This is a genomic window from Serratia nevei (assembly GCF_037948395.1).
GTDB lineage: Bacteria > Pseudomonadota > Gammaproteobacteria > Enterobacterales > Enterobacteriaceae > Serratia > Serratia nevei.
Genome location: NZ_CP149940.1, coordinates 1,583,841 through 1,606,427, shown reverse-complemented (window position 1 = coordinate 1,606,427; position 22,587 = coordinate 1,583,841). Strand labels below are relative to the sequence as shown.

Annotated in this window: 20 protein-coding genes; 10 read left to right on the top strand and 10 right to left on the bottom strand. The window is 61.6% G+C overall.

Annotation, left to right across the window (positions count from 1 at the left end; translation table 11 throughout):
• The first annotated feature begins 41 nt into the window (after positions 1 to 41).
• The 7 genes from V8N38_RS07650 to sanA all read left to right on the top strand — a co-directional run bounded on the left by V8N38_RS07650 (position 42) and on the right by sanA (position 7,544).
• Positions 42 to 1,109, top strand: coding sequence for a sugar ABC transporter substrate-binding protein (locus V8N38_RS07650; protein WP_147839538.1), 1,068 nt, complete (start codon positions 42 to 44; stop codon positions 1,107 to 1,109).
• A gap of 131 nt (positions 1,110 to 1,240) precedes the next feature.
• On the top strand, positions 1,241 to 2,452 hold the full coding sequence (locus tag V8N38_RS07645) for an MFS transporter (RefSeq protein WP_087762203.1): 1,212 nt from the start codon (positions 1,241 to 1,243) through the stop codon (positions 2,450 to 2,452).
• Between the two features lie 138 nt (positions 2,453 to 2,590).
• On the top strand, positions 2,591 to 2,998 hold the full coding sequence (locus V8N38_RS07640; RefSeq protein WP_038880991.1) for a CidA/LrgA family protein: 408 nt from the start codon (positions 2,591 to 2,593) through the stop codon (positions 2,996 to 2,998).
• On the top strand, positions 2,995 to 3,690 hold the full coding sequence (locus tag V8N38_RS07635) for a CidB/LrgB family autolysis modulator (protein ID WP_019454415.1): 696 nt from the start codon (positions 2,995 to 2,997) through the stop codon (positions 3,688 to 3,690). Before V8N38_RS07640 ends, V8N38_RS07635 begins: the two co-directional genes overlap by 4 nt.
• Before the next feature lie 137 nt (positions 3,691 to 3,827).
• Entirely contained in the window at positions 3,828 to 4,712 is an 885-nt protein-coding gene (gene cdd / locus V8N38_RS07630) for a cytidine deaminase (RefSeq protein ID WP_060421403.1), read from the top strand.
• A 221-nt stretch (positions 4,713 to 4,933) separates the two neighbouring features.
• Positions 4,934 to 6,631: an NAD-dependent malic enzyme gene (locus tag V8N38_RS07625; RefSeq protein WP_004938945.1), complete on the top strand. Its 1,698-nt coding sequence runs from the start codon at positions 4,934 to 4,936 to the stop codon at positions 6,629 to 6,631.
• A 169-nt stretch (positions 6,632 to 6,800) separates the two neighbouring features.
• Complete coding sequence (sanA, locus tag V8N38_RS07620; RefSeq protein ID WP_004938948.1) at positions 6,801 to 7,544, top strand: outer membrane permeability protein SanA; 744 nt, start codon at positions 6,801 to 6,803, stop codon at positions 7,542 to 7,544.
• Between the two features lie 64 nt (positions 7,545 to 7,608).
• On the opposite strand, the gene mglC is transcribed toward sanA, so the two are convergent.
• From mglC to V8N38_RS07585, 7 genes are all read right to left on the bottom strand, one after another.
• Positions 7,609 to 8,619 (bottom strand): galactose/methyl galactoside ABC transporter permease MglC, encoded by a 1,011-nt coding sequence (gene mglC / locus V8N38_RS07615; RefSeq protein ID WP_004938953.1) that lies wholly within the window; start codon positions 8,617 to 8,619, stop codon positions 7,609 to 7,611.
• Positions 8,620 to 8,630: 11 nt separating this feature from the next.
• Positions 8,631 to 10,139: a galactose/methyl galactoside ABC transporter ATP-binding protein MglA gene (gene mglA, locus V8N38_RS07610; protein ID WP_033637724.1), complete on the bottom strand. Its 1,509-nt coding sequence runs from the start codon at positions 10,137 to 10,139 to the stop codon at positions 8,631 to 8,633.
• A gap of 99 nt (positions 10,140 to 10,238) precedes the next feature.
• On the bottom strand, positions 10,239 to 11,231 hold the full coding sequence (gene mglB, locus V8N38_RS07605; protein ID WP_038880978.1) for a galactose/glucose ABC transporter substrate-binding protein MglB: 993 nt from the start codon (positions 11,229 to 11,231) through the stop codon (positions 10,239 to 10,241).
• A gap of 264 nt (positions 11,232 to 11,495) precedes the next feature.
• Positions 11,496 to 12,533, bottom strand: a complete 1,038-nt coding sequence (gene galS / locus V8N38_RS07600) for an HTH-type transcriptional regulator GalS (RefSeq protein WP_038880975.1) — start codon at positions 12,531 to 12,533, stop codon at positions 11,496 to 11,498.
• 126 nt (positions 12,534 to 12,659) lie between these two features.
• On the bottom strand, positions 12,660 to 13,832 hold the full coding sequence (yeiB, locus tag V8N38_RS07595) for a DUF418 domain-containing protein YeiB (protein WP_147839539.1): 1,173 nt from the start codon (positions 13,830 to 13,832) through the stop codon (positions 12,660 to 12,662).
• 79 nt (positions 13,833 to 13,911) lie between these two features.
• On the bottom strand, positions 13,912 to 14,577 hold the full coding sequence (gene folE / locus V8N38_RS07590; RefSeq protein WP_004938969.1) for a GTP cyclohydrolase I FolE: 666 nt from the start codon (positions 14,575 to 14,577) through the stop codon (positions 13,912 to 13,914).
• A gap of 244 nt (positions 14,578 to 14,821) precedes the next feature.
• On the bottom strand, positions 14,822 to 15,979 hold the full coding sequence (locus V8N38_RS07585; protein WP_147839540.1) for a YbfB/YjiJ family MFS transporter: 1,158 nt from the start codon (positions 15,977 to 15,979) through the stop codon (positions 14,822 to 14,824).
• Positions 15,980 to 16,084: 105 nt separating this feature from the next.
• Between V8N38_RS07585 and ptrR the strand changes: the two genes are divergently transcribed.
• The 3 genes from ptrR to fghA are packed head-to-tail and all read left to right on the top strand — an operon-like array spanning position 16,085 to position 19,017.
• The gene (gene ptrR / locus V8N38_RS07580; RefSeq protein WP_016928453.1) at positions 16,085 to 17,005 is read left to right on the top strand and encodes a putrescine utilization regulator PtrR; all 921 of its coding nucleotides are present in this window, start codon (positions 16,085 to 16,087) and stop codon (positions 17,003 to 17,005) included.
• Between the two features lie 30 nt (positions 17,006 to 17,035).
• On the top strand, positions 17,036 to 18,160 hold the full coding sequence (locus tag V8N38_RS07575; protein ID WP_187181540.1) for an S-(hydroxymethyl)glutathione dehydrogenase/class III alcohol dehydrogenase: 1,125 nt from the start codon (positions 17,036 to 17,038) through the stop codon (positions 18,158 to 18,160).
• A 14-nt stretch (positions 18,161 to 18,174) separates the two neighbouring features.
• Positions 18,175 to 19,017 (top strand): S-formylglutathione hydrolase, encoded by an 843-nt coding sequence (gene fghA, locus V8N38_RS07570; protein ID WP_015377214.1) that lies wholly within the window; start codon positions 18,175 to 18,177, stop codon positions 19,015 to 19,017.
• 142 nt (positions 19,018 to 19,159) lie between these two features.
• On the opposite strand, the gene gsiD is transcribed toward fghA, so the two are convergent.
• Genes gsiD through gsiB form a run of 3 tightly spaced genes read right to left on the bottom strand, consistent with a single transcriptional unit; the run spans position 19,160 to position 22,586 of the window.
• A complete protein-coding gene (gene gsiD, locus V8N38_RS07565) occupies positions 19,160 to 20,068 on the bottom strand; it encodes a glutathione ABC transporter permease GsiD (protein ID WP_187181536.1) in 909 nt (302 codons plus the stop codon).
• A 9-nt stretch (positions 20,069 to 20,077) separates the two neighbouring features.
• A complete protein-coding gene (gsiC, locus tag V8N38_RS07560) occupies positions 20,078 to 20,998 on the bottom strand; it encodes a glutathione ABC transporter permease GsiC (RefSeq protein ID WP_038880960.1) in 921 nt (306 codons plus the stop codon).
• 52 nt (positions 20,999 to 21,050) lie between these two features.
• The gene (gsiB, locus tag V8N38_RS07555; RefSeq protein ID WP_147839541.1) at positions 21,051 to 22,586 is read right to left on the bottom strand and encodes a glutathione ABC transporter substrate-binding protein GsiB; all 1,536 of its coding nucleotides are present in this window, start codon (positions 22,584 to 22,586) and stop codon (positions 21,051 to 21,053) included.
• Between the last annotated feature and the right edge of the window lies 1 nt (position 22,587).

Sequence of the window (22,587 nt, the reverse complement as noted above, 5' to 3'; positions counted from 1 at the left end):
TTCACCGGGACCGTTTACCCGCTTTTTTGGAGCCTATAATAATGAAAAATCTCAAGACTTCGCTGCTCGCCCTCAGCCTGCTGGCCGCCCTGCCGCTGCAGGCGGCGGAAAACGCCGCCGTGCCGGCCGCCATCGCTCAGCATCAGGGGCCGGTGCGCATCGCGGTGATCCGCAACCTCGGATCCGACGACAACACCACGCAATTTTTGGCGGGCACCATTCAGGAAGGACGCAAGCTGGGCTTCAAGGTGGACACCTTCCTCAGCAACGGCGACGACGCGCGTTTCCAGGACTTCGTCAACCAGGCTATCAGCCAGAAATATGACGGCATCATCCTCTCGCAGGGGCGAGCCCCCTATTCCACCGATCTGGTCAAACGCATCGCGGCGGCCGGCATCGCCGTCGCGGCTTTCGATACCGACGTCAGCGGCAGCGTTCCCGGCGTCACCGTCTCGCAGCAGGACGACGCTTCGCTGGCCAACGCCTCCTTCGGCCAGCTGGTGAAGGATTTCAACGGCCAGGCCAACATCATCAAACTCTGGGTGGCCGGCTTCCCACCGATGGAACGTCGCCAGGCCGCCTATCAGCATCTGCTGAAACAGCATCCGGGCATTCATGAGCTGGAATCGATCGGTGCGGTCTCCTCCGACGTACAGGGCGATACCGCCAACAAGGTGGGCGCGGTGTTGGCGAAATACCCGAAAGGCAAGATCGACGCCATCTGGGGCACCTGGGACGCCTTCACCCAGGGCGCTTACAAGGCATTGAAAGAGAACGGCCGCACCGAGATCAAGCTGTACAGCATCGATATCTCCAACCAGGACTTGCAACTGATGCGCGAAGCCGGCAGCCCGTGGCAGGTCAGCGTGGCGGTGGATCCGAAACTTATCGGCGCAGTCAACCTGCGCCTGGTAGCCAACAAGATCGCCGGGGAAAGCACGCCGGACAGCTATCAGTTCAAAGCGACGGTCATTCCGCAAGCGCTGTTGCTGGCGCAGCCGGGGCCGGTCAACGTCGCCGGGCTGGCGAAGATCATCCCCGGCTGGGGCAGCAGCAGCGACTTCGTGCAGCCGTGGTTCGCCACGCTGCAGGCCGAACACGGTAAATAATGCTGTTTTTGACGAGGCTGCCGACGCAGCCTCTGTTTTTAAACTAATTTTCGGCTTTCCCCTTCCGTCCTCGCCAAAATACGCTATGTTATCTGCATTGCCCAATAACTGTATGCATACACAGGCTTCGAATGAAGGGATTCCCCTCGCTGATTAACATGCTGCTGGCCAGTTCGCTGGTGTTGACCATCGGCCGCGGCGTGACGCTGCCGTTCATTACCATCTATCTCACCGAGCATTTCCATCTGCTGCCGAAGAGCGTGGGCGTGATCCTGGGCGTCAGCCTGACCCTCGGCATCCTTGCCAGCCTGTACGGCGGCTATCTGGTGGACAAATTCAGCAAGAACCGCCTGATCCTGCTGTCGATTTTATTGTTTGCGCTGAGCTTCTTCGCCCTTCCCTGGATCCCGCGCCCCGGCGGCGTGATCGTGGTGCTGGCGATCCTGCATACCTGTTATTCTGTGCTGAGCATCACCATTAAGGCCTGTTTCGCCGACTGGCTGCCGGTCGAGCAGCGCATCAAGGCTTTCTCAATCAACTACACATTGGTCAACGTCGGCTGGGCGATCGGTTCTGCGCTCGGCGTTCTGGTGGCCGGGCTTAGCCCGCTGCTGCCGTTTTACCTGTCGGGCGGGTTGGCGCTGGCGACGGTGGCGACGCTAAGCCTGCGCTTGCGCGGTCGGGAACAGCGCGCAACGCCAGCCGCCGCCCCCGCGGCGCTCCCCAACTTCCGCCAGACGGTGACTATCCTGCGCAGCGATCGGCGGCTGATCTACTTCACTCTCGGCAGTACCCTGGGTGCCGTCGTGTTCGGTCAGTTCACCGGCTATCTGTCGCAATACCTGATCACCGTCTCCAGCGCCGAGTTCGCCTACAAAATCATCGGGCTGGTGATGATCGTCAACGCCAGCATCGTCATCGCCCTGCAATACCTGCTCAGCCGCGGCATGCGTCAGGAAAACATGCTGCGCTGGCTGGCGCTGGGCACGCTGTTTTTCATCGTCGGGCTGCTCGGTTTTATGGTGGCCGGCCAGGCGGTCTGGCTGTGGCTGGCGGCGATGGCGGTGTTTACCCTCGGCGAAATCATCGTTATCCCGGTGGAATACATGTTCATCGACTTTATCGCGCCGCCGCACCTGAAAGGCAGCTACTATGGGGTACAAAATCTCAGCGCGCTGGGCGGCGCCATCAACCCGGTGCTGTGCGGGGTACTGCTCAGCTATGCCGCGCCGCCGCTGATGTTCGTGATGCTGATCGTCGCCGCGCTGCTCAGCCTGCTGTTTTTCTTCCTCGGCCACCGGCTGGCGGAACACGCGGCGGCAACCGCCGAAGATACGCGCTAAACCCACGCGTACCAGCGATTGCGGGCTGTCAACCCGCCGATCGAGCATGGCATCCATAGCGAGAATTCATGGTGCGATCTGTGGCATGGCTCACAGTTTAATTGTATGATGAATGCATCAGTTAAACGGGAAAAGACAATGGCCAACGTGCTCACACTGTGCTGGAAATACCTGAGAGCCCTGCTCCTCATCTACCTTTGTCTGTTCGTCGGCAATGCGCTGGCGGCGCTGCTGCCGTTCGCCATTCCCGGCAGCATCCTCGGCATGCTGCTGCTGTTCGCCCTGCTCTCTACCCAGATCCTGCCGGCCAAATGGGTTAAACCCGGCTGCCATTTGCTGATCCGCTACATGGTGCTGCTGTTCGTGCCGATCGGCGTCGGGGTGATGAAATACTACGACCAGATCGTCGCGCATCTGGGCCCGCTGGTTATCTCTTGCCTCATCAGCACGCTGATGGTGCTGGTGGTGGTCGGCTATACCTCACACTATTTTCACCGCGAGCGCCGCATCGCCGGTAAGCCCGATGACACGGAGGGCAACCCATGATCCATGAAATCTGGTGGTCGCTGCCGCTGACGCTGGCGGTCTATTTCGCCGCGCGCTGGCTGGCGCGCAAGCTGAACATGCCGCTGCTCAACCCGCTGCTGGTTTCCATGGCGGTGATCATCCCGCTGCTGCTGCTCACCGGCATCCCCTATGAGCGCTACTTTCAGGGCAGCAAAATCCTCAACGATCTGCTGCAGCCGGCGGTCGTCGCGCTGGCCTTCCCGCTGTATGAACAGCTGCACCAGATCCGCGCGCGCTGGAAGTCGATTATCGCGGTGTGCTTCATCGGCAGCCTGACCGCCATGATCAGCGGTGGCGCCATCGCCCTGTGGCTGGGTGCCACGCCGGAAATCGCCGCCTCTATCCTGCCGAAATCGGTCACTACGCCGATCGCCATGGCCGTCGCGGACTCGCTCGGCGGCATTCCGGCGATCAGCGCGGTCTGCGTCATTTTCGTCGGTATCCTTGGCGCCGTGTTCGGCCATACGCTGTTCAACCTGTTGAAAATCACCACCCACTCGGCGCGCGGTCTGGCGATGGGTACCGCATCCCACGCGCTGGGCACCGCACGCTGCGCGGAGATGGACTACCAGGAAGGCGCTTTCGGCTCGCTGGCGCTGGTGATCTGCGGCATCATCACCTCCCTGCTGGCACCGTTCCTGTTCCCGGTGCTGCTGCACCTGTTCGGTTGAACAGGGTGAAACTTGCGATACATCTCGCATTTATGTATCTCATTGCATTAATTTCATCAATTAAGAGACATTAATCACACTTTAATGTCTCTGGCCTGCCTAGAATGTTATCCCGTTAACCTGTAGAGAGACTTTCTATGCATCCGCGTTTTCACACCGCGTTCAGCGCACTGCCCGCGACACTGCAATCCGCCCTGCGGCCCTATCTGGACGCGCCTGACTTTCCGGCGATGTTCACGGCCGAGCAAGCGGCGGCGATCCGCACAGGCTGCGGGTTGGACGATGACGCGCTGGCATTCGCGCTGCTGCCGCTGGCGGCGGCCTGCTCGTTAACCCCGATATCGCACTTCCACGTCGGCGCCATCGCGCGCGGGCAAAGTGGCAACCTCTATTTCGGCGCCAATATGGAATTCAGCGGCGCACCGCTGCAGCAAACCGTGCATGCAGAACAATGTGCGGTTACCCATGCCTGGCTGCGCGGCGAGCCTGCGCTGGCCTCGGTCACCGTCAACTACACGCCGTGCGGCCACTGCCGTCAGTTTATGAATGAACTGAACAGCGGCGGCGAGCTGCAGATCCGTCTGCCGGGCCGCGCGCCGGCCACGCTGGCGGACTATCTGCCGGACGCCTTCGGCCCGAAAGATCTGGATATCGCTTCGCTGCTGATGGACAAGGTCGATCACGGCCATCGGTTGGCGCTGGACGATGCGCTGACGCAGGCGGCGCTGGCTGCGGCCAATCAGAGCCACGCACCGTACAGCAACGCCCACAGCGGCGTGGCGCTGGAAACGCAGGACGGTAACCTCTACGCCGGCCGCTATGCAGAAAACGCCGCCTTCAACCCGAGCCTGCCGCCGCTGCAGGCCGCGCTGATCCTGCTGAACCTCTCCGGCGGCGATTGCCTGAACATCCGCCGCGCCGTGCTGGTCGAACCGCAAGAGGCGATCCTCAGCCAGTGGGACGCCACCCGTGCCACGCTGGCGGCACTGGGCTGCCAAAACGTCAGCCGCGCCGCGTTCTAAGCGCACCACGGCGGAGCCATCCGGTTCCGCCGCTAACAGCCCCGCCCGCCAAATACAATGCCCCAACGCCGCCAGAGAGACTTTCTTTAGTTAAAAAATCATTTGATTGTCGATAATTACGCCAACCTGGTTCATCATCTGGCAACAAATGCTGTACATCTTCTCTTTATCTCTTAGGATCGTCGGCAATAAAGTTATCTGATACGTGAAGAGTAAAACTGATGGAACTAGAATACGAAAGCAAACGCCCGCTCTACATCCCTTACGCCGGCCCGATTCTGCTGGAATTTCCGCTGCTGAACAAAGGCAGCGCTTTCACCGAGGAAGAACGTAGCCACTTCAACCTGCACGGCCTGCTGCCGGAAGCGGTGGAAACCATCGAAGAACAGGTGGAACGCGCCTACCGTCAGTACCAGGATTTCAAGAACGACAACGACAAGCACATCTACCTGCGCAACATCCAGGACACCAACGAAACCCTGTTCTACCGCCTGCTGGACTCGCACCTGAGCGAGATGATGCCGATTATCTACACCCCGACCGTCGGCGAGGCCTGCGAACACTTCTCCGATATCTATCGCCGCGCGCGCGGGCTGTTCATCTCCTACCCGAACCGCGATCGCATCGATGACATGCTGCAAAACGCCACCAAGCAGAACGTCAAGGTGATCGTGGTCACCGACGGCGAGCGTATCCTTGGCCTGGGCGACCAGGGCATCGGCGGCATGGGCATCCCCATCGGCAAGCTGTCGCTGTACACCGCCTGCGGCGGCATCAGCCCGGCCTACACGCTGCCGGTGGTGCTGGACGTCGGCACCAACAACCCGCAGCGCCTCAACGATCCGCTGTACATGGGCTGGCGCCATCCGCGCATCTCCGGCGAGGAGTACCACGCCTTCGTCGAAGAGTTTATTCAGGCGGTCAAACGCCGCTGGCCGAACGTGCTGCTGCAGTTCGAAGACTTCGCGCAGAACAACGCCACCCCGCTGTTGAACCGCTATCGCGACGAGATCTGCTGCTTCAACGATGACATCCAGGGCACCGCCGCGGTCACCCTCGGCAGCCTGATCGCCGCCAGCCGCGCCGCCGGCAGCCAGCTGCGCGATCAGACCGTCACCTTCCTCGGCGCCGGTTCCGCCGGCTGCGGCATCGCCGAGCAAATCATCGCGCAGATGAAGTCCGAAGGTTTGAGCGAAGACGAAGCGCGCGCCCGCGTATTCATGGTCGACCGCTTCGGCCTGCTGACCGACAAACTGCCGAACCTGCTCGATTTCCAGAGCAAACTGGTACAGAAGAGCGACAACCTGGCCGGTTGGGAAACCGCCAGCGACGCCATCTCGCTGCTGGACGTGGTGCGCAACGCCAAGCCGACCATTCTGATCGGGGTGTCCGGCCAGCCGGGGCTGTTTACCGAAGAGCTGATCCGCGAAATGCACAAGCACTGCGAACGCCCTATCGTGATGCCGCTGTCCAACCCGACCTCGCGCGTGGAAGCCCGTCCGGAAGACATCATCAACTGGACCGACGGCGCCGCCCTGGTGGCAACCGGCAGCCCGTTCGCGCCGGTGAGCTATAAAGAGCAGCTGTACCCGATCGCCCAGTGCAACAACTCCTACATCTTCCCGGGGATTGGCCTCGGCGTGCTGGCCTCCGGCGCCACCCGCGTCACCGACGCCATGCTGATGGCCGCCAGCCGCGCGCTGGCGGACTGTTCGCCGCTGGCCACCGACGGCCACGGCGCACTGCTGCCGAATATCGACGATATTCAGGGCGTGTCGAAGTGCATCGCCATGGAAGTGGGTAAAGCGGCGCAGCTGCAGGGCGTGGCGATCGTCACCTCCGAAGACGCGCTGTCGAAAGCCATCGAGCACAACTTCTGGCGGCCGCAGTACCGCAGCTACAAGCGCACCTCGTTCTAACTGGCGCGCTAAATTGACCCAGCCCGGCTCCGCCGGGCTTTTTTGTGCGGCAAAACCGCCTAAAAATGCGGCGTTGCGCGTGCTTCAGGCGGTTCGCGTCTTGCGTCGATCGGTCAGGTAAAGTAGCCTTGATCCATCTTTTTCAGCCCGGCGCGCGTAAGGCAACAACATGTGGAAACGCCTGATCATCAGCCTGTTCATCATCATTGCGGTGTTGATGGGTTCGGCTATTGCGCTGGATCGCTGGATCAGCTGGAAAACCGCGCCTTACGTCTACGACGAACTGCAGGAATTGCCACACCGCCAGGTCGGCGTGGTGCTCGGCACCGCCAAGTATTACCGCACCGGGGTGATCAATCAGTACTACCGTTACCGCATTCAGGGGGCGATCAACGCCTATAACAGCGGCAAGGTGAAATACCTGCTGCTGAGCGGCGACAACGCCCAGCAAAGCTATAACGAGCCGATGACCATGCGTCGCGATCTGATCGCCGCCGGCGTGGCGCCGAGCGATATCGTGCTGGACTACGCCGGTTTCCGTACCCTGGACTCCATCGTGCGCACCCGCAAGGTGTTCGACACCAACGATTTCATCATCATCACCCAGCGTTTCCACTGCGAGCGCGCGCTGTTCATCGCCCTGCACATGGGCATTCAGGCGCAGTGCTACGCGGTGCCGTCGCCGAAAGACATGATGACGGTCCGCGCCCGCGAGATCTTCGCTCGCCTGGGCGCGCTGACCGATCTGTACATCCTCAAGCGCGAACCGCGCTTCCTTGGCCCGCTGATCCCGATCTCCGCCATGCACACCGTGCCGGAAGACGCCCAGGGCTATCCCGCAGTTTCACCGGAACAGTTGGTGGAGCTGGAGCACAAGCTGAAAGAAGAGAAGCAGAAAGCCAAACAGCCCTGACGCGGCAAACGCCCAAAACAAAGGCCGGCAATAGGCCGGCCTTGTTGTCTGTACTGCGGTAAACCTACTTCTTCTTGGCGTATTTCAACGAGTCCAGCGCCACGGCGAAGATGATGATGCTGCCCTTGATAATGTACTGCCAGTACGGGTTGATGCCGATATAGGTCAGGCCGTAGTTAATGACGGTGAAGATGATCACCCCGGTCACCACGCCCCACACCGTACCCACCCCGCCGGCGAAGGAGACGCCCCCCACCACGCAGGCGGCGATGGCGTCCAGCTCATACATAAAGCCGAGGTTATTGGTGGCGCTGCCGATGCGTCCCGCTTCCAGCAAGCCGCCGAAGGCGTAGAACACGCCGGACAGCGCATAGATCATGATCAGGTTCAACGGCACGTTGACCCCGGACACCTTGGCCGCTTCCGGGTTGCCGCCGATGGCGAAGATGTTCTTGCCGAAGCGGGTCTTGGTCCACAGGATCCAGACGAATATGATGGCGATCAGCGCATAGAAGGTAATGTACGACAGTTTAAAGTCACCGAAGCGCAAGAACCCCTGGGCAAAGGTGGAAAACTTCGGATCGAAGCCCGCGACCGGCGAAGCGCCGACCGAATCGTAATACAGCGAGTTGATGCCGTAGACGATGATCATGGTGCCCAGCGTAGTGATGAACGGCGTCACGTTGAGATAGGCGATAATCAGGCCGTTAACCAGGCCGATCACCGCGCCGACCGCACACACCAGCAGGATGACCAGGGGAATCGACCAGGTTTCCATATGCGGGAACACCTTGTTGACGTTATCCATCGACTGCAGCAGCGTGGCCGCCACCACCGCCGCCAGCCCCACCTGCCGCCCGGCGGACAGGTCGGTGCCCTGGGTCACGATCAGCCCCGCCACGCCCAGCGCGATGATGATGCGCACCGAAGACTGCGTCAGGATGTTACTCAGGTTCATCAGGCTGAGGAAAGTCGGATCCTGAATGATGATGATGGCCAACAGCACCAGCAACACCACGTAAATGCCGCCTTCCTTGAAATAGGTAAATAAGGTTTTTTTATTTAGCGCGTTCATAATTCCGATCCTTAAAGGTGCAGGGAGGCGAGACGTAAGATTTCATTTTGCGAGGTCTGTTTGGTGTTAACGATGCCCGCAACCTGACCATTGCTCATCACCAAAATACGGTCGGTGATCCCCAAAAGCTCCGGCATTTCGGACGAGACGATAATGATCCCCTTGCCCTTCTTCGCCAGTTCGGTCATCAGCTGATAAATCTCGAACTTGGCGCCCACGTCGATGCCGCGCGTCGGTTCATCCAGCATCAGGATCTCCGGCTGCGTCAGTAACCAACGGCCGATGATCACCTTCTGCTGATTGCCGCCGGACAGCGAGCCGATATGGGTGTGATGCCCCGGCGTTTTCACCCGCATGGCGTCGATCACCCACTGGGTGTCGCTCTTCATCCGCGCGTTATCCAGCAGGCCGAGCTTGTTTTTATAATTGCGGATATTGGAGATCAGCGAGTTGAAGCCCACGTCGAGGTAGGCATAAATCCCGGTGGATCGGCGTTCTTCGGTCACCAGCGCAAAACCGTGGTTGATGGCTTCGTTGGCGCTGTGGTTGTCAATCGCCTTGCCGTGCAGCTTGATAGTGCCCGCCACCTTTTCGCGAATGCCGAACAGCGTCTCGACGATATCGGTTCGCTTGGCACCCACCAGCCCGGCGATGCCGAGGATCTCGCCTTGGTGCAGATCGAAGGACACATCGCGAATCGAGGGCTGGCGCAGCGACGTCAGGTTCTTCACCTCGAGGATCACCTCACCTGGCGTGTTCTGCCTGTCGGGGAAGCGCTGGCTGAGCGAACGGCCGACCATCATGGCGATGATCTTGTCCATATCCAGCCCTTCCAGCGGCTGGGTGGCGATCCACTGCCCGTCACGCAGCACCGTTATCTCGTCGCACAGCTGGAAGATCTCTTCCATCTTGTGCGAGATATAGACGATGCCGCAGCCGCGCTCTTTCAGCTTGCGGATGATGGTGAACAGGTGATTGACCTCTTTTTCCGTCAGCGAGGAGGTCGGTTCATCCATGATGACGATTTTGGCGTCGTAGGAGAACGCCTTGGCGATCTCGATCATCTGCATCTGCGATACTGACAGGTTGCCCACCTTTTCGCGCGGGTTGATGTCGATATCCAGCTCGTCGAAGATCGCCTGGGTGTCTTTGAGCATTTTTTCCTGATCGACGAACAGGCCTTTGGTCGGGTAGCGCCCCAGCCACATGTTGTCCATCACGGTGCGCTGCAGCACCAGGTTCAGCTCCTGGTGCACCATGGAAACGCCGTGCTCCAGCGCTTCTTTCGAACTCTTGAAATCGATCTCCCGGCCCTGAAACACAATGCTGCCGCTGTCTTTTTTGTAAATGCCGAACAGGCATTTCAGCAACGTCGATTTCCCCGCGCCGTTCTCCCCCATCAGGGCGTGAATCGAGTGCGGGCGGACGCGTAAATTGACATTGTCCAAGGCTTTGACGCCGGGAAATGACTTACAGATATCCGTCATTTCCAGCAGAAATTCGCGTGAGCTATCGGCCATAAATACACCTGGCTTAACGATCTTGCAGTCGTAAACATCCCCGCCGGCGGTATTCCTGGTGTTGGCGCCGCCGGCGGGGTCTTAGCGGGATCTCAATTCTTATTTAACAAACTGAGACAGGTTGTCTTTATCTACGCCGACGTAAGGAATACGCACGACTTTATTTTCGATTTTATATTGGGTGCCTTCAGTGGCCGGTTTGCCCGCCGCCAGGTTCTTCGCCAGCTCGAAGGTGGCTTTCGCCTGGTTGTCGGCGTCGTTCAGCACCGTGCCCGCCATCGCGCCGGATTTCACCAGCGCCAGCGCTTCAGGCAACGCATCGACGCCAAACACCGGGATACTGGTCTTGTTGTGCGCTTTCAGCGCTTCCACCGCGCCCATTGCCATGGCGTCGTTGTTGGCGATCACCACTTCGATCTTGTTGGCGTTCGGGCCGGAGAGCCAGGCGTCCATCTTGTCCTTCGCCTGCGCGGTATCCCACATCGCGGTATCCATCTGCAGCTGCTGGGTCTTGATGCCTTTTTCGTTCAGCGTTTTCACCACGTAGGTGGTGCGCGCTTCGGCATCCGGGTGGCCCGGTTCGCCCTTCAGCAGCACATACTGGATCTGGCCGTCTTTGTTCAGATCCCAGGCCGGATTGGCTTTCCAGTGTTTGGCGATCAGCTCGCCCTGGATCACGCCGGATTCTTTGGAATCGGTGCCGACGTAATACGCCTTGTCGTAGCTGTCCAACGCCTTGCGGGAAGGTTCTTTGTTGTAGAACACCACCGGGATATCGTTTGCGCGCGCCTTATCGATAACCACCGGCGCCGCGGCCGGGTCGACCAGGTTGATCGCCAGCGCTTTCACGCCCTTGGCCAGCAGCACGTCGATCTGATCGTTCTGCTTGGACTGGTCGTTCTGCGAGTCATTCATCAGCAGGGTGACGTCCGGTGAAGCCTTGGCGTCTTTCTCAATAGCCTTGCGCACCACCGACATGAAGTTGTCGTCGTACTTGTAAATCGTGACGCCAATACGGGTGTCAGCATGGGCTGCGGCGCCAAACATCATGGCTGCGGCCATGGCGGCCAGGGTGAAAACCTTCTTATTCATTGTCAGTCTCCGGTTCTGTGTAGGGTATTACTCGTCTTTGAGCCAATGGTCACCGGCAGTGCGCACACCCCAGGCCAGGCGATTTCCACTCAACACCTGTCGTCCGTGGATCTTGTTATTTCCGAGAAATGCTGTGTCAGCGCGAGGTAAAGGTTGCAGCGGCAAGGGCCTTTGCGCCGGAAAACGCCTAGAGCATAGACGGCGCGATGTTAATATTCTGTGAATTTTCTCACAGATTGAAAACGGTTACACAAGATTAAATCGTCAGAGAGTGACCGTCGCCTCACTTTGCCAGGGGGCGACAGAATGGCGCCGTACCAGCGTCGGCATGAACAGATGAGCGGCCTGCGGCTCCGCCAGGCCTGCTGCGCCCTGCAACGCCAGCTCGGTCGCCAGCGTGGCCATCGAGACGATCGGATAGCGCACCGTGGTGAGCTTGGGGCTGGTGTAACGTGCGATGGGGATGTCGTCGAAGCCGATCAGCGAGAAATGCTGCGGCACTGTGATACCGTTTTCTTTCAGCACCGCCATGGCGCCGGCGGCCATGGCGTCGTTGTAGGCGAACACCGCGCTCAGCTGCAAGTTACGCCCCAGCAGTTCCACCATCGCCGCCTCGCCGCCCTGCAGATCCGGCGAACCGTAGGCGCGCCAGTTGTCGGGCGTGGCCAGCCCGGCGGCGGCCATCGCCTGCGCATAGCCCTGCTGGCGCAGCGGCCCGTCTTCGATCGGGTGATTGGAGCCCAGATAACCGATGCGCCGATGGCCCTGCGACAGCAAAAGACGCATCGCCATTTCCGCGCCGCAGACGTTATCCAGCCCGACGCAGCGCGGCTCATAGCCGGGGATAATCCGGTTGATCAGCACCATGCCCGGCACCTGCTCCAGAAAGCCGATCAGCTCGGCGTCGCTCAGGGCTTTGGCATGGACAATCAGGGCATTACAGCGCTGGCGGATCAGCACTTCGATCGCGTGGCGCTCTTTGTCCGCCTGATGATAGCTGTTGCCGATCAGCAGGTATTTGTGGTGTTTCTGCGCCACCGTGTCTACCGCTTTCACCAGCGCGCCGAAGAACGGGTCGGAGACGTCCATCACCACCACGCCCAGGGTATCGCTGCTTTGGGTCGCCAGCGCCTGCGCGTTGGCGTTGGGGCGATAGCCCAGCTCCGCCACCGCCTGCAGCACCTGCTCACGCGTCTCCTTGCTGGTCAGCGCACTGTGGTTCAGCACGCGGGAGACGGTCGCCACGGAGACCCCGGCGCGTTTCGCCACGTCGCGAATGGTGATCGGATGAACTGGAGGCATGCGGGATCCTGAAATCGGGGTAGTGGCCGGTGGCGCTATCCTACCCCGATTGACCCGCTGCTCGCGTGAATTACGTCACAGGAAAGAAAACGTTTACATACATTTTTTTAACCTGCCGGCTGGCGCTCACTTCTGCGTTTTGGGTTCCGCTGCGCCGGCGGCCAGCTGCGTCAGCTTGCGCCACAGCCATTCCATCGGCCCCTGAGCGAAGTAACGCAGCCACAGTGCGGAAAACGCCAGGTTGGCCAGCCAGACCAGCGGCACGAACGCCAACAGCTGCAGCCGGTCGAACTGCGCATAGAGACCGAAGCGATAAAACAGCGTGGTGCAGATCAGCGTTTGCAGCAGGTAGTTGCTCAGCGCCATGCGCCCCACCAGACTCAGCCAGTGGGCGATGCGCATGCGCGACAGCGCGGGCCAGAAACCGTAGCACAGCGCCAGATAGCCCATGGCCTGCAGCGGGGCGCCCAGCTCACGCGGCACCTGCAGCAGGAAACCGCTCCAGCGATAGTCCCAGTGGACCTGCCATTGCAGCGCCACCGCCGGCAGCTGGATCAGCACCGAAAGCGGCAGCAGCCACGCCGCCTGCCGCAGGTAATAACCGGAGGAATAACTGCCGCGCAGCCAGCCGCTGCGCATCAGCCCGGCGCCGAACAGCATCAGCCCCGCCAGCTCCCAGCCATACTGCGCGCCGATGGCCAACAGGCTGGACGAGAGCAGATCGGCGCGGCTGCGCCAGGCTTCGAAACCGCCCTGCAGCTTCCAGAACTTCTCGTACTGCAGCTCCGCCACGCCCGGCTGCCAGAAGCTGCCCGGCTCACCGTGCGAAACGAAGCCGAGCAGCAGCAGCACCGCTACGCCGATCAGATAGAGCACCACGCCGGTTTTCAGCAGCTGGAAGGTTTCTTTGGCTTCGCGGATCATGCGCCAGCACACCAGGCCGATCAGCCCATAGGCCAGCAGAATATCGCCGTCCCACAGGAAGATGGCGTGCGCGAGGCCAAACAGCACCAGCCACGACAGCCGCGCGCGGATCCAGCTTTTGCCGCGCCGCAACAGCATTTGCAGCCCGGCACCGAACAGCAGCGCGAACATCGCCAGGAACTTCGCCTGGGCGAAGAGATCGAGCAGTGCCCAGGTCCAGGCGTCGCGCGACGACGGCATGCCCAGATAGGCCGGGTTGAGATAGGCGGCCTTCGGCAAGCCGAAGGCGCTGATGTTCAGCAATAAAATGCCGAGAATGGCGATGCCGCGCACGCAGTCCAGCGTGGCGATGCGCGGCAGAGGGTGACTGTTCATTTTTTATCGCTGTCTTCCGCTCATGAAAAAGGCGCCCGCAGGCGCCTGTTGTCGTCGTGCGGGTCGCCCCGCAACGCCATCACCCCTGGTGATGACGCACCGCGCGCAGGAACTCCTGGCGGGTATTCTGGCTGGACTTGAACAGCCCCCCCAGCGAGGTGGTGGTGGTGGCGCTGGTCGCGTCGCGGATGCCGCGCGCCTTGACACAATAATGGACCGCATCGATCGATACCGCCACGTTATTGGTGCCGAGCAGCGTCTGCAGCGCCACGAGGATCTGCTGGGTCAGGCGCTCTTGCACCTGCGGACGCTGGGAGAAGAACTGCACGATGCGGTTAATCTTCGACAGGCCGATCACCGAGTCTTTCGGGATATAGGCCACGGTGGCCTTGCCGTCGATGGTCACGAAGTGGTGCTCGCAGGTGCTGGTCAGCGTAATATCGCGCACCGTCACCATCTCATCCACCTTCATCTTGTTCTCGATGACGGTGATTTTCGGGAAGTTGGCGTAGTCCAGCCCGGAGAAGATCTCGTCGACATACATTTTGGCGATGCGATGCGGCGTCTCCGCCAGGCTGTCGTCGGACAGATCGAGATTCAGCAGTTGCATGATTTCGGTCATGTGCTCTTTGATGCGGCGCTTGCGCGTTTCGCGATCCAGCACTTCCCCGCGCAGCGGCGTTTCCAGACCACGCTCTTCCAGCGCCGCATGCACCAGCGCGGCTTCTTTACTTAATGATGTCATGTACTTGTTCTCCTGCGGACGGAACCCGCCGGCGGCCTGGTAGGGCGTGCGGCCGGCGAATTGCTTGCTCTCGTGACGGCAGAGTTTTCGTGATGGATAACGTGAACCCGGTCAAGATTTTGCCCCCACTGTAGATGAGAGCGCGGCGATTATCCAGTGATAGTGCTTCATCCGCAGGTGAAATATTCGCATTTAGCACAATCAGGCCGGCTGCGGGATTCCACGCTTTTTGTATGGATTTTAATCAGCGCATCGCCGTTTTTTGCGCCAGCCGCCGCGCCGGGGTATTCACCACCAGCGCACCGGCCACCAACAGCGCCGCCACCGCCACGTACAACGCCGGCTCCAGCCGATGGGTCATGGCGGTCGACAGCGCCGACAGCATCGGCCCAACCAGCTGGCCGATCGCATAACCGGTGGTCAGCAACCCGGCCATGTAACGCGCATGGCGCGGCGCCAGTTCACGGCCGTGCTGAAGGGCGAGCTGCACCACGCAGAGAAAACCGCCGCCGGTCAGCAACGCCCCGAGTGCCAGGCCGGCCACGCCTGGCACCACTTCGGCGCTCAGCACGCCCAGCGCCTGTATCCACAGCGTGATCGCCAGCCGGGTCTGGGTGGTCAGCCTGTGGCGAGTCAAAATGCCGATAACGATCCCCAACACCGCCGCGCCACCGAACACCGGCCAGACGAACTGCGCGAACAGGCTGCCGGGAAAACGTGCCGCCGCCATCTGCGACAAGAACGTCGCCGGCAGGATATAGCCGAACCCGGCCAGGCTGTAGCTCCACACCAGGCGTTTGAGCGCCGGCGTCAGCAGCAGCGGCTCCGGGGCCACGTCCGGGCGATGCAGCTCGCCGCTGCGCGGCAGAAAGGCGCTAATTCCTCCGACCAACACCAGCGCCAGCCCGCCATACACCAGCCAGGCCTGCGCTGCCGTCAGCCCCAGCGTGTTGATGCCCACCGCCAGCATGCCGCTGAGGAAGATACCGACGCCTGGCCCGGCGAACACCGCCGCGCTCAGCGCCGGCCGGCCGTAGTGCGCCAACCGCTCGTTGGTCCAGGCCGCCACCAGCACCATCGCCCAACCGCTGGCCCAGCCGATGACGAAGCGCAGCGCACCGTGCGTCCATTCATCCTGCGCCAGCGCCGACAGCAGCGTCAGCGCCATCGCGCCCCATACGCCCAACCACAGGCGCCGCTCGACGTGGCGCGTGGCGCGCATCGCGTCGTAGGCGCCGCACAGGTAGCCCAAATAGTTGATCGCCGCCACCAGCCCGGCGCCGGTGAGGCTGAACTGGTGCTCCGCGATCATCAGCGGCACCTGGGGAGTGAAAGCGAAGCGGCCAATGCCCATCGCGACGATCAGCGCGGCAAAACCGCTCAAGGCAATACGTAAAGCCATACCGGCATCCAAAAGGTTAAAAGAAAGTTGCCAGTATCATGCCGCAGTATTAAACTCACAAAAACTGAATAATAGTTATCAAGTTCATCACGAAACGAGAATATTATGGATCTGACCCAGCTTCGCATGTTCTGCTGCGTGGCGGAAACCGGCTCGGTCGCCCGCGCCGCCGAGCAGCTGCACCGCGTGCCGTCGAATTTGACCACCCGGCTGCGCCAGCTCGAGCAGGAGCTGGGCGCCGATCTGTTTATCCGCGAAAAACAGCGCCTGCGCCTGTCGCCGATGGGCCATAACTTTCTGTGCTACGCCAACCGCATCCTGGCGCTGAGCGATGAGGCGATGAGCATCACCCACGCCGGCGAACCGGCGGGCAACTTCGCCCTCGGCTCGATGGAGAGCACCGCCGCTACCCGCCTGCCCTCGCTGCTGGCGGCTTACCACCAGCGCTTCTCGCAGGTTTCGCTGTCGCTGACCACCGGCACCTCCGGCGAAATCGCCGATCGGGTGCGCGCCGGCACGCTGGCCGCGGCGCTGGTCGACGGCCCGGTACCCTATGACGAGCTGAACGGCTGCATCGCCTATCCTGAACATATGGTGGTGATCTCCTGTCTCGATCACGCGCCGATCCACAGCGCCAAAGACGCCAATGGCGAGACGCTGTTCGCCTTTCGCGCCAGCTGCTCCTACCGCCTGCGGCTGGAGGCCTGGTTCAAGCGCGAAGGCGCGCGGCCGGGGCAAATTATGGAGATCCAGTCCTATCACGCCATGCTGGCCTGCGTCGCCAGCGGCGCCGGGCTGGCGATGATCCCGCATTCGGTGCTGAGCCTGCTGCCGGGCCATGAGCGGGTTCGGGTTCATACCCTGCCGCCGGACGTGGCCGACACCGCCACCTGGTTGCTGTGGCGCCGCGACGCGTTCGGGCCGAACGTGCGCGCGCTGAAAGAGTTGATTATTGAACAGACGGAAACCGCCGCTGTTGATGAAAGCACCCCCAACGATTTATCAGACGTTGTCGATATCGCCTGATTTAAAAAGAAAACCACTGAGGAGACTATGATGGAGATGATCAAAACCCGCGCCGCCGTTGCCTGGGGCCCGAACCAGCCGCTGAAGATCGAAGAAGTCGAGCTGATGCCACCGCAAAAAGGCGAAGTGCTGGTGCGGATCGTCGCCACCGGCGTTTGTCACACCGATGCCTACACCCTGTCCGGCAAAGATCCGGAAGGCGTGTTCCCGGCGATCCTCGGCCACGAGGGCGGCGGCGTGGTGGAAGCGGTCGGTGAAGGCGTCACCAGCGTGGCGGTCGGCGATCACGTGATCCCGCTCTACACCCCGGAGTGCGGCGAGTGCAAATTCTGTAAATCCGGCAAGACCAACCTGTGCCAGGCAATCCGCGCCACCCAGGGCAAAGGGCTGATGCCGGACGGCACCACCCGCTTCTTCAAGGACGGCAAGCCGATCTTCCACTACATGGGCACGTCCACCTTCTCCGAGTACACCGTGGTGCCGGAAATCTCACTGGCGAAAATCAACAAGGAAGCGCCGCTGGAAGAAGTGTGCCTGCTGGGCTGCGGCGTGACCACCGGCATGGGCGCGGTGATGAACACCGCCAAAGTGCAACCGGGCGACACCGTGGCGATCTTTGGCCTGGGCGGCATCGGCCTGTCGGCGATCATCGGCGCGCAGATGGCCGGCGCGGGCCGCATCATCGGCATCGACATCAACACCAGCAAGTTCGATCTGGCCCGCAAGCTGGGCGCCACCGATCTGATCAACCCGAAAGACTATGACAAGTCGATTCAGGAAGTGATCGTCGAGCTGACCGACGGCGGCGTCGATTTCTCCTTCGAGTGCATCGGCAACGTGAACGTGATGCGTTCCGCGCTGGAGTGCTGCCACAAGGGCTGGGGCGAATCGGTGATCATCGGCGTCGCAGGCGCCGGCGAAGAGATCTCGACCCGTCCGTTCCAACTGGTCACCGGCCGCGTCTGGCGCGGTTCGGCGTTCGGCGGCGTCAAGGGCCGTTCGCAGCTGCCGGGCATCGTCGAGCGCTATCTGGACGGCGAATTCGCGCTGAACGACTTTATCACCCACACCATGGGGCTGGAGCAGATCAACGAAGCGTTCGATTTGATGCACGAAGGCAAATCGATCCGTTCCGTCATCCACTTCGACCAATAAGCCAGGAGGCAGAGATGACGTTGTCATTGGAACTTCTCGAAGAGCACCGCATGTTCGGCGGCTGGCAGCAGCGCTATCGCCACGCGGCGCAGAGCCTGAATTGCAACATGACATTCAGCATCTACCTGCCGCCGCCGCGCGATGACAACCCGCCGCCGGTGCTGTACTGGCTGTCGGGGCTGACCTGCAACGACGAGAACTTCACGTTGAAAGCCGGCGCGCAGCGCATCGCCGCCGAGCTGGGCCTGGTGCTGGTGATGCCGGACACCAGCCCACGCGGCGACGAGGTGCCGAACGACGAAGGCTACGATCTGGGCCAGGGCGCCGGGTTCTACCTGAACGCCACCCAGGCGCCGTGGGATCGCCACTTCCGCATGTACGACTACATCAGCGCCGAACTGCCGGCGCTGATCGAACAGCACTTCAGCGTCAGCGATCGTCAGTCGATCTTCGGCCACTCGATGGGCGGCCACGGCGCGCTGATGATGGCGTTTCGCAATCCGCAGCGCTTCCGCTCGGTATCGGCGTTCGCACCGATCGTTAACCCGTGCCAGGTGCCGTGGGGCCGCAAGGCGTTCACCGCCTATCTGGGCAGCGACGAAAGCCAGTGGCTGCAGTACGACAGCTGCCATCTGCTGGCCAGCGGCGCGGAGAAAATGCCGGTGCTGATCGATCAGGGCGACGACGACCAGTTCCTGGCCGACCAGCTGCAGCCGGCACGGTTGGCGGAGCTGGCGCGCCAGCGCGACTGGCCGCTGACGCTGCGCATTCAGCCGGGGTACGATCACAGCTACTTCACCATCGCCACCTTCGTGGAAGATCACCTGCGCTTCCACGCCGAGCACCTGTTCCGCTGATAAAAAAATCCGGGCGGTTAAACCGCCCGGATTTCTTCAAAAGCCATCATTGCCATATCCATACCTCATCCCTGTAATATACGCGGGTCAAATTTTCATCAATTATACTCGTAAACAGGGGTATGCCAATTCAGCGATACCCTCACCCCTTCAGTTTCGGATCCAACGCGTCGCGCAATCCGTCGCCCAACAGGTTGAAGGCCAGCACGGTGATGAATATCGCCAGGCTGGGGAAGATCGCCACGTGCGGCGCGATCACCATATCGGCGCGCGCCTCGTTGAGCATCGCTCCCCACTCCGGCGTCGGCGGCTGGGCGCCCAGGCCCAGAAACGACAGGCTGGCGGCGGTGATGATTGAGGTGCCGATGCGCAGGGTGAAATAGACCACGATCGAAGACAGGGTGCCCGGCAGGATGTGCCGCAGGATGATGGTCCAGTCCGAGGCGCCGATGCTGCGCGCCGATTCGATATAGGTCAGGTGCTTCAGCACCAGCGTATTGCCGCGCACCAGGCGGGCGAAGGCCGGAATGCTGAAGATCGCCACCGCGACGATCACATTGGCCATGCCGCTGCCCATGATCGCCACCACGCCGATCGCCAGCAGAATGCCGGGAAACGCAAACAGCACGTCGCAGACGCGCATGGTGAGGCGATCCCACCAGCCCTCATAGTAGCCGGCCAGCAACCCCAGCAGGGTGCCGATCGCCCCGCCCGCCAGCACCGAGAACACCCCGGCCGCCAGCGAAATGCGCGTGCCCATCAGGATGCGGCTGAAGATATCGCGCCCGAGGGAGTCGACGCCCAGCCAGTGCATCAGCGAAGGCCCTTCGTTCAGCCGGTCGTAATCGAAATAGTTTTCCGCATCGAACGGTGCCAGATAAGGCGCCAGCAGCGCCGCCGCAATCAGCAGCAGCACCAACAGGCCGGCGACCAGCGCCGCCCGCTGGCGACGAAAACGCCGCCAAAACTCGCGCCACGGCGTGCGTACCGCGTTGGAGTCGATAAGCGGCATCGCCTTCAGTGCGGCGTTGCGCCGCCAATGCTTAATCATGCCGCGTCCTCATTGATAACGAATCGCCGGGTTGATCGCCGCGTACAGCATATCCACCAGCAGGTTGATCAGGATGAACTCCAGCGAGAACAGCAGCACCTCAGCCTGGATCACCGGGTAATCGCGCATCTCCACCGAGTCCACCAGCAACCGCCCCAACCCCGGCCAGTTGAACACCTTCTCCACCACGATCGAACCGCCGAGCAGGAAGCCGAACTGCAACCCCATCATGGTCACCACCGGGATCATCGCGTTGCGCAGGCCGTGTTTCATCACCACCACGCTTTCCCGCACGCCCTTGGCGCGCGCGGTGCGCATGTAGTCCTCCTGCAGCACCTCGACGAACGAAGCGCGGGTGAAGCGCGCCATCACCGCCGCCACCGCCGCCCCCAGGGTGATCGAAGGCAGAATGTAGTGCCGCCAGCTGTCGGCGCCCACCGTCGGCAGCCACCCCAGCTCGACCGAGAACACCTGCATCAGCAGCATGCCGAGCGCAAAGGCCGGGAACGAGATCCCCGACACCGCCAGCGTCATGCCGAGGCGATCCGGCCAGCGGTTGCGCCACACCGCCGAAACCACGCCGATCGCCAGGCCGAACGCCACCGCCCACAGCATGCTGGTGACGGTCAGCCAGAAGGTCGGCATAAAGCGCGAGGCGATCTCTTCGCTCACCGGGCGTTTGGACACCATCGAGATGCCGAAGTCGCCCCGCAGCGCGTTAACGAAGAAGTGCGCGAACTGCTGCGGCAGCGGCTTATCCAGCCCCAAATCCTTGCGCACCAGCTGCACCACCGCCTCGTCGGCCTCCGGCCCCGCCGCCAGCCGCGCCGGATCGCCCGGCAACAGGTGAACGAACAGGAACACCAGCACCGCCACGATCAGCAGCGTCGGGATCAGGCCCAGCAGTCGTTTCAGAAAATAATTGAGCATCTCATTCCTTCCCCCGCCCGCCGCCGCTTGGCCACGGGCGGGGATGGGCGCCTTATTTCAGATCGGCGTTATCAAAGTTGAACGAGGTATCCGGCATCACGTAGAAGCCGCTCAGCTGTTTGCTGTTGGCCGACAACAGACGTTCGGTCGCCAGGAAGATCCAGGGCGCGTCGGCCCAGATGCGATCCTGCGCGTCCTGATACAGTTTCTGCTTCTCGGCGCGATCGGTGGTCGCCAGCGCGTCGGTCAGATCCTTGTCCACCTGCGGGTTGCTGTAGAACGCGGTGTTGAACTGCTTCGGCGGCGCCGCCTGGGTAGAGAACAGCGGCGACAGCGCCCAGTCCGCTTCCCCGGTCGAGGCCGACCAGCCGGTGTAGAACAGCCGCACCCCGGTGTCCTTCACCCCGACGCTCTCCACCTGCGCCGCACGCTGCCCGGCATCCATCGCCGTCACCGTCACTTTCACCCCCACCTGCGCCAGCTGCTGTTGGGTGAACTGCAGCACCTTCTGCGCGGTGCTGTGGTTGTGGGAAGACCACAGCGTGGTGGTGAAGCCGTTCGGGTAGCCGGCCTCTTTCAGCAGCTCGCGCGCCTTGGCCGGATCGTACGGCCACGGCTTATAGCGGGCGGCGAAGTCAATGGCCGGCGGCACCGGGCCTTCCGCCGGCACCGCGTAACCGGCGAACGCCACCTTGATCAGCGCGTCCTTGTTGATGGCGTAGTTCAGCGCCTGGCGCACCTTCGGGTTGTCGAACGGCTTTTGGGTGACGTTCATGCTGATGTAACGCTGCAGGATAGACGGGGCTGCCACCACGTCCAACTTGGCGTTGCCCTCCAGCACCTTGGCCTGCTCGTAGGGAATCGGGAAGGCGAAGGTCGCCTCGCCGGTCTGCAGCATCGCCGCGCGGGTGTTGTTATCCACCACCGGGCGCCAGGTGATGCTGTCGAGCTTCGGCAGCCCCGGCTGCCAGTAGCCGTCGAACTTCTTCACCTTGACGAAATCGGTCTGGTTCCAGGTCACGAACTGATACGGCCCGGTACCGACCGGGTGGAAACCGATCTCTTTGCCGTATTGCTTCAGCGCCGCCGGCGAGATGATCGCCGCCGCCGGGTGCGCCAGGTTGTTGACGAACGCCGAGAACGGCGCCTTCAGCACGATCTTCACCGTATTGGCGTCCACCGCCTCGGTTTTGTCGATCATCTTGAACAGGTTGTAGCGCTTGAGGTGGCTGTCCGGGTTGCTGGCGCGATCGAGGTTTACCTTCACCGCCTCGGCGTTGAACGCGGTGCCGTCGTGGAATTTAATCCCCTGGCGCAGTTTGACCGTGTAGGTCAGGCCGTCTTTGCTGACCTCGTAGCTGTCCGCCAGCACGTTCACCAGCTTCATGTCCTTGTCGAAGCCGAACAGCCCCTGATAGAACGACTTGGCCACCGCCTGCGACAGCGTGTCGTTGGCGTCGTAAGGATCGAGGGTGGTGAAATTGGAGGCCACGGCGATCACCGCGTCCTTCGCCGCCCAGACCGGGCCGGTTCCCGCCGCCAGCAGTACGGCGGTCAACAGCGCATTGCGTTTGAATGTGTGCTTCATG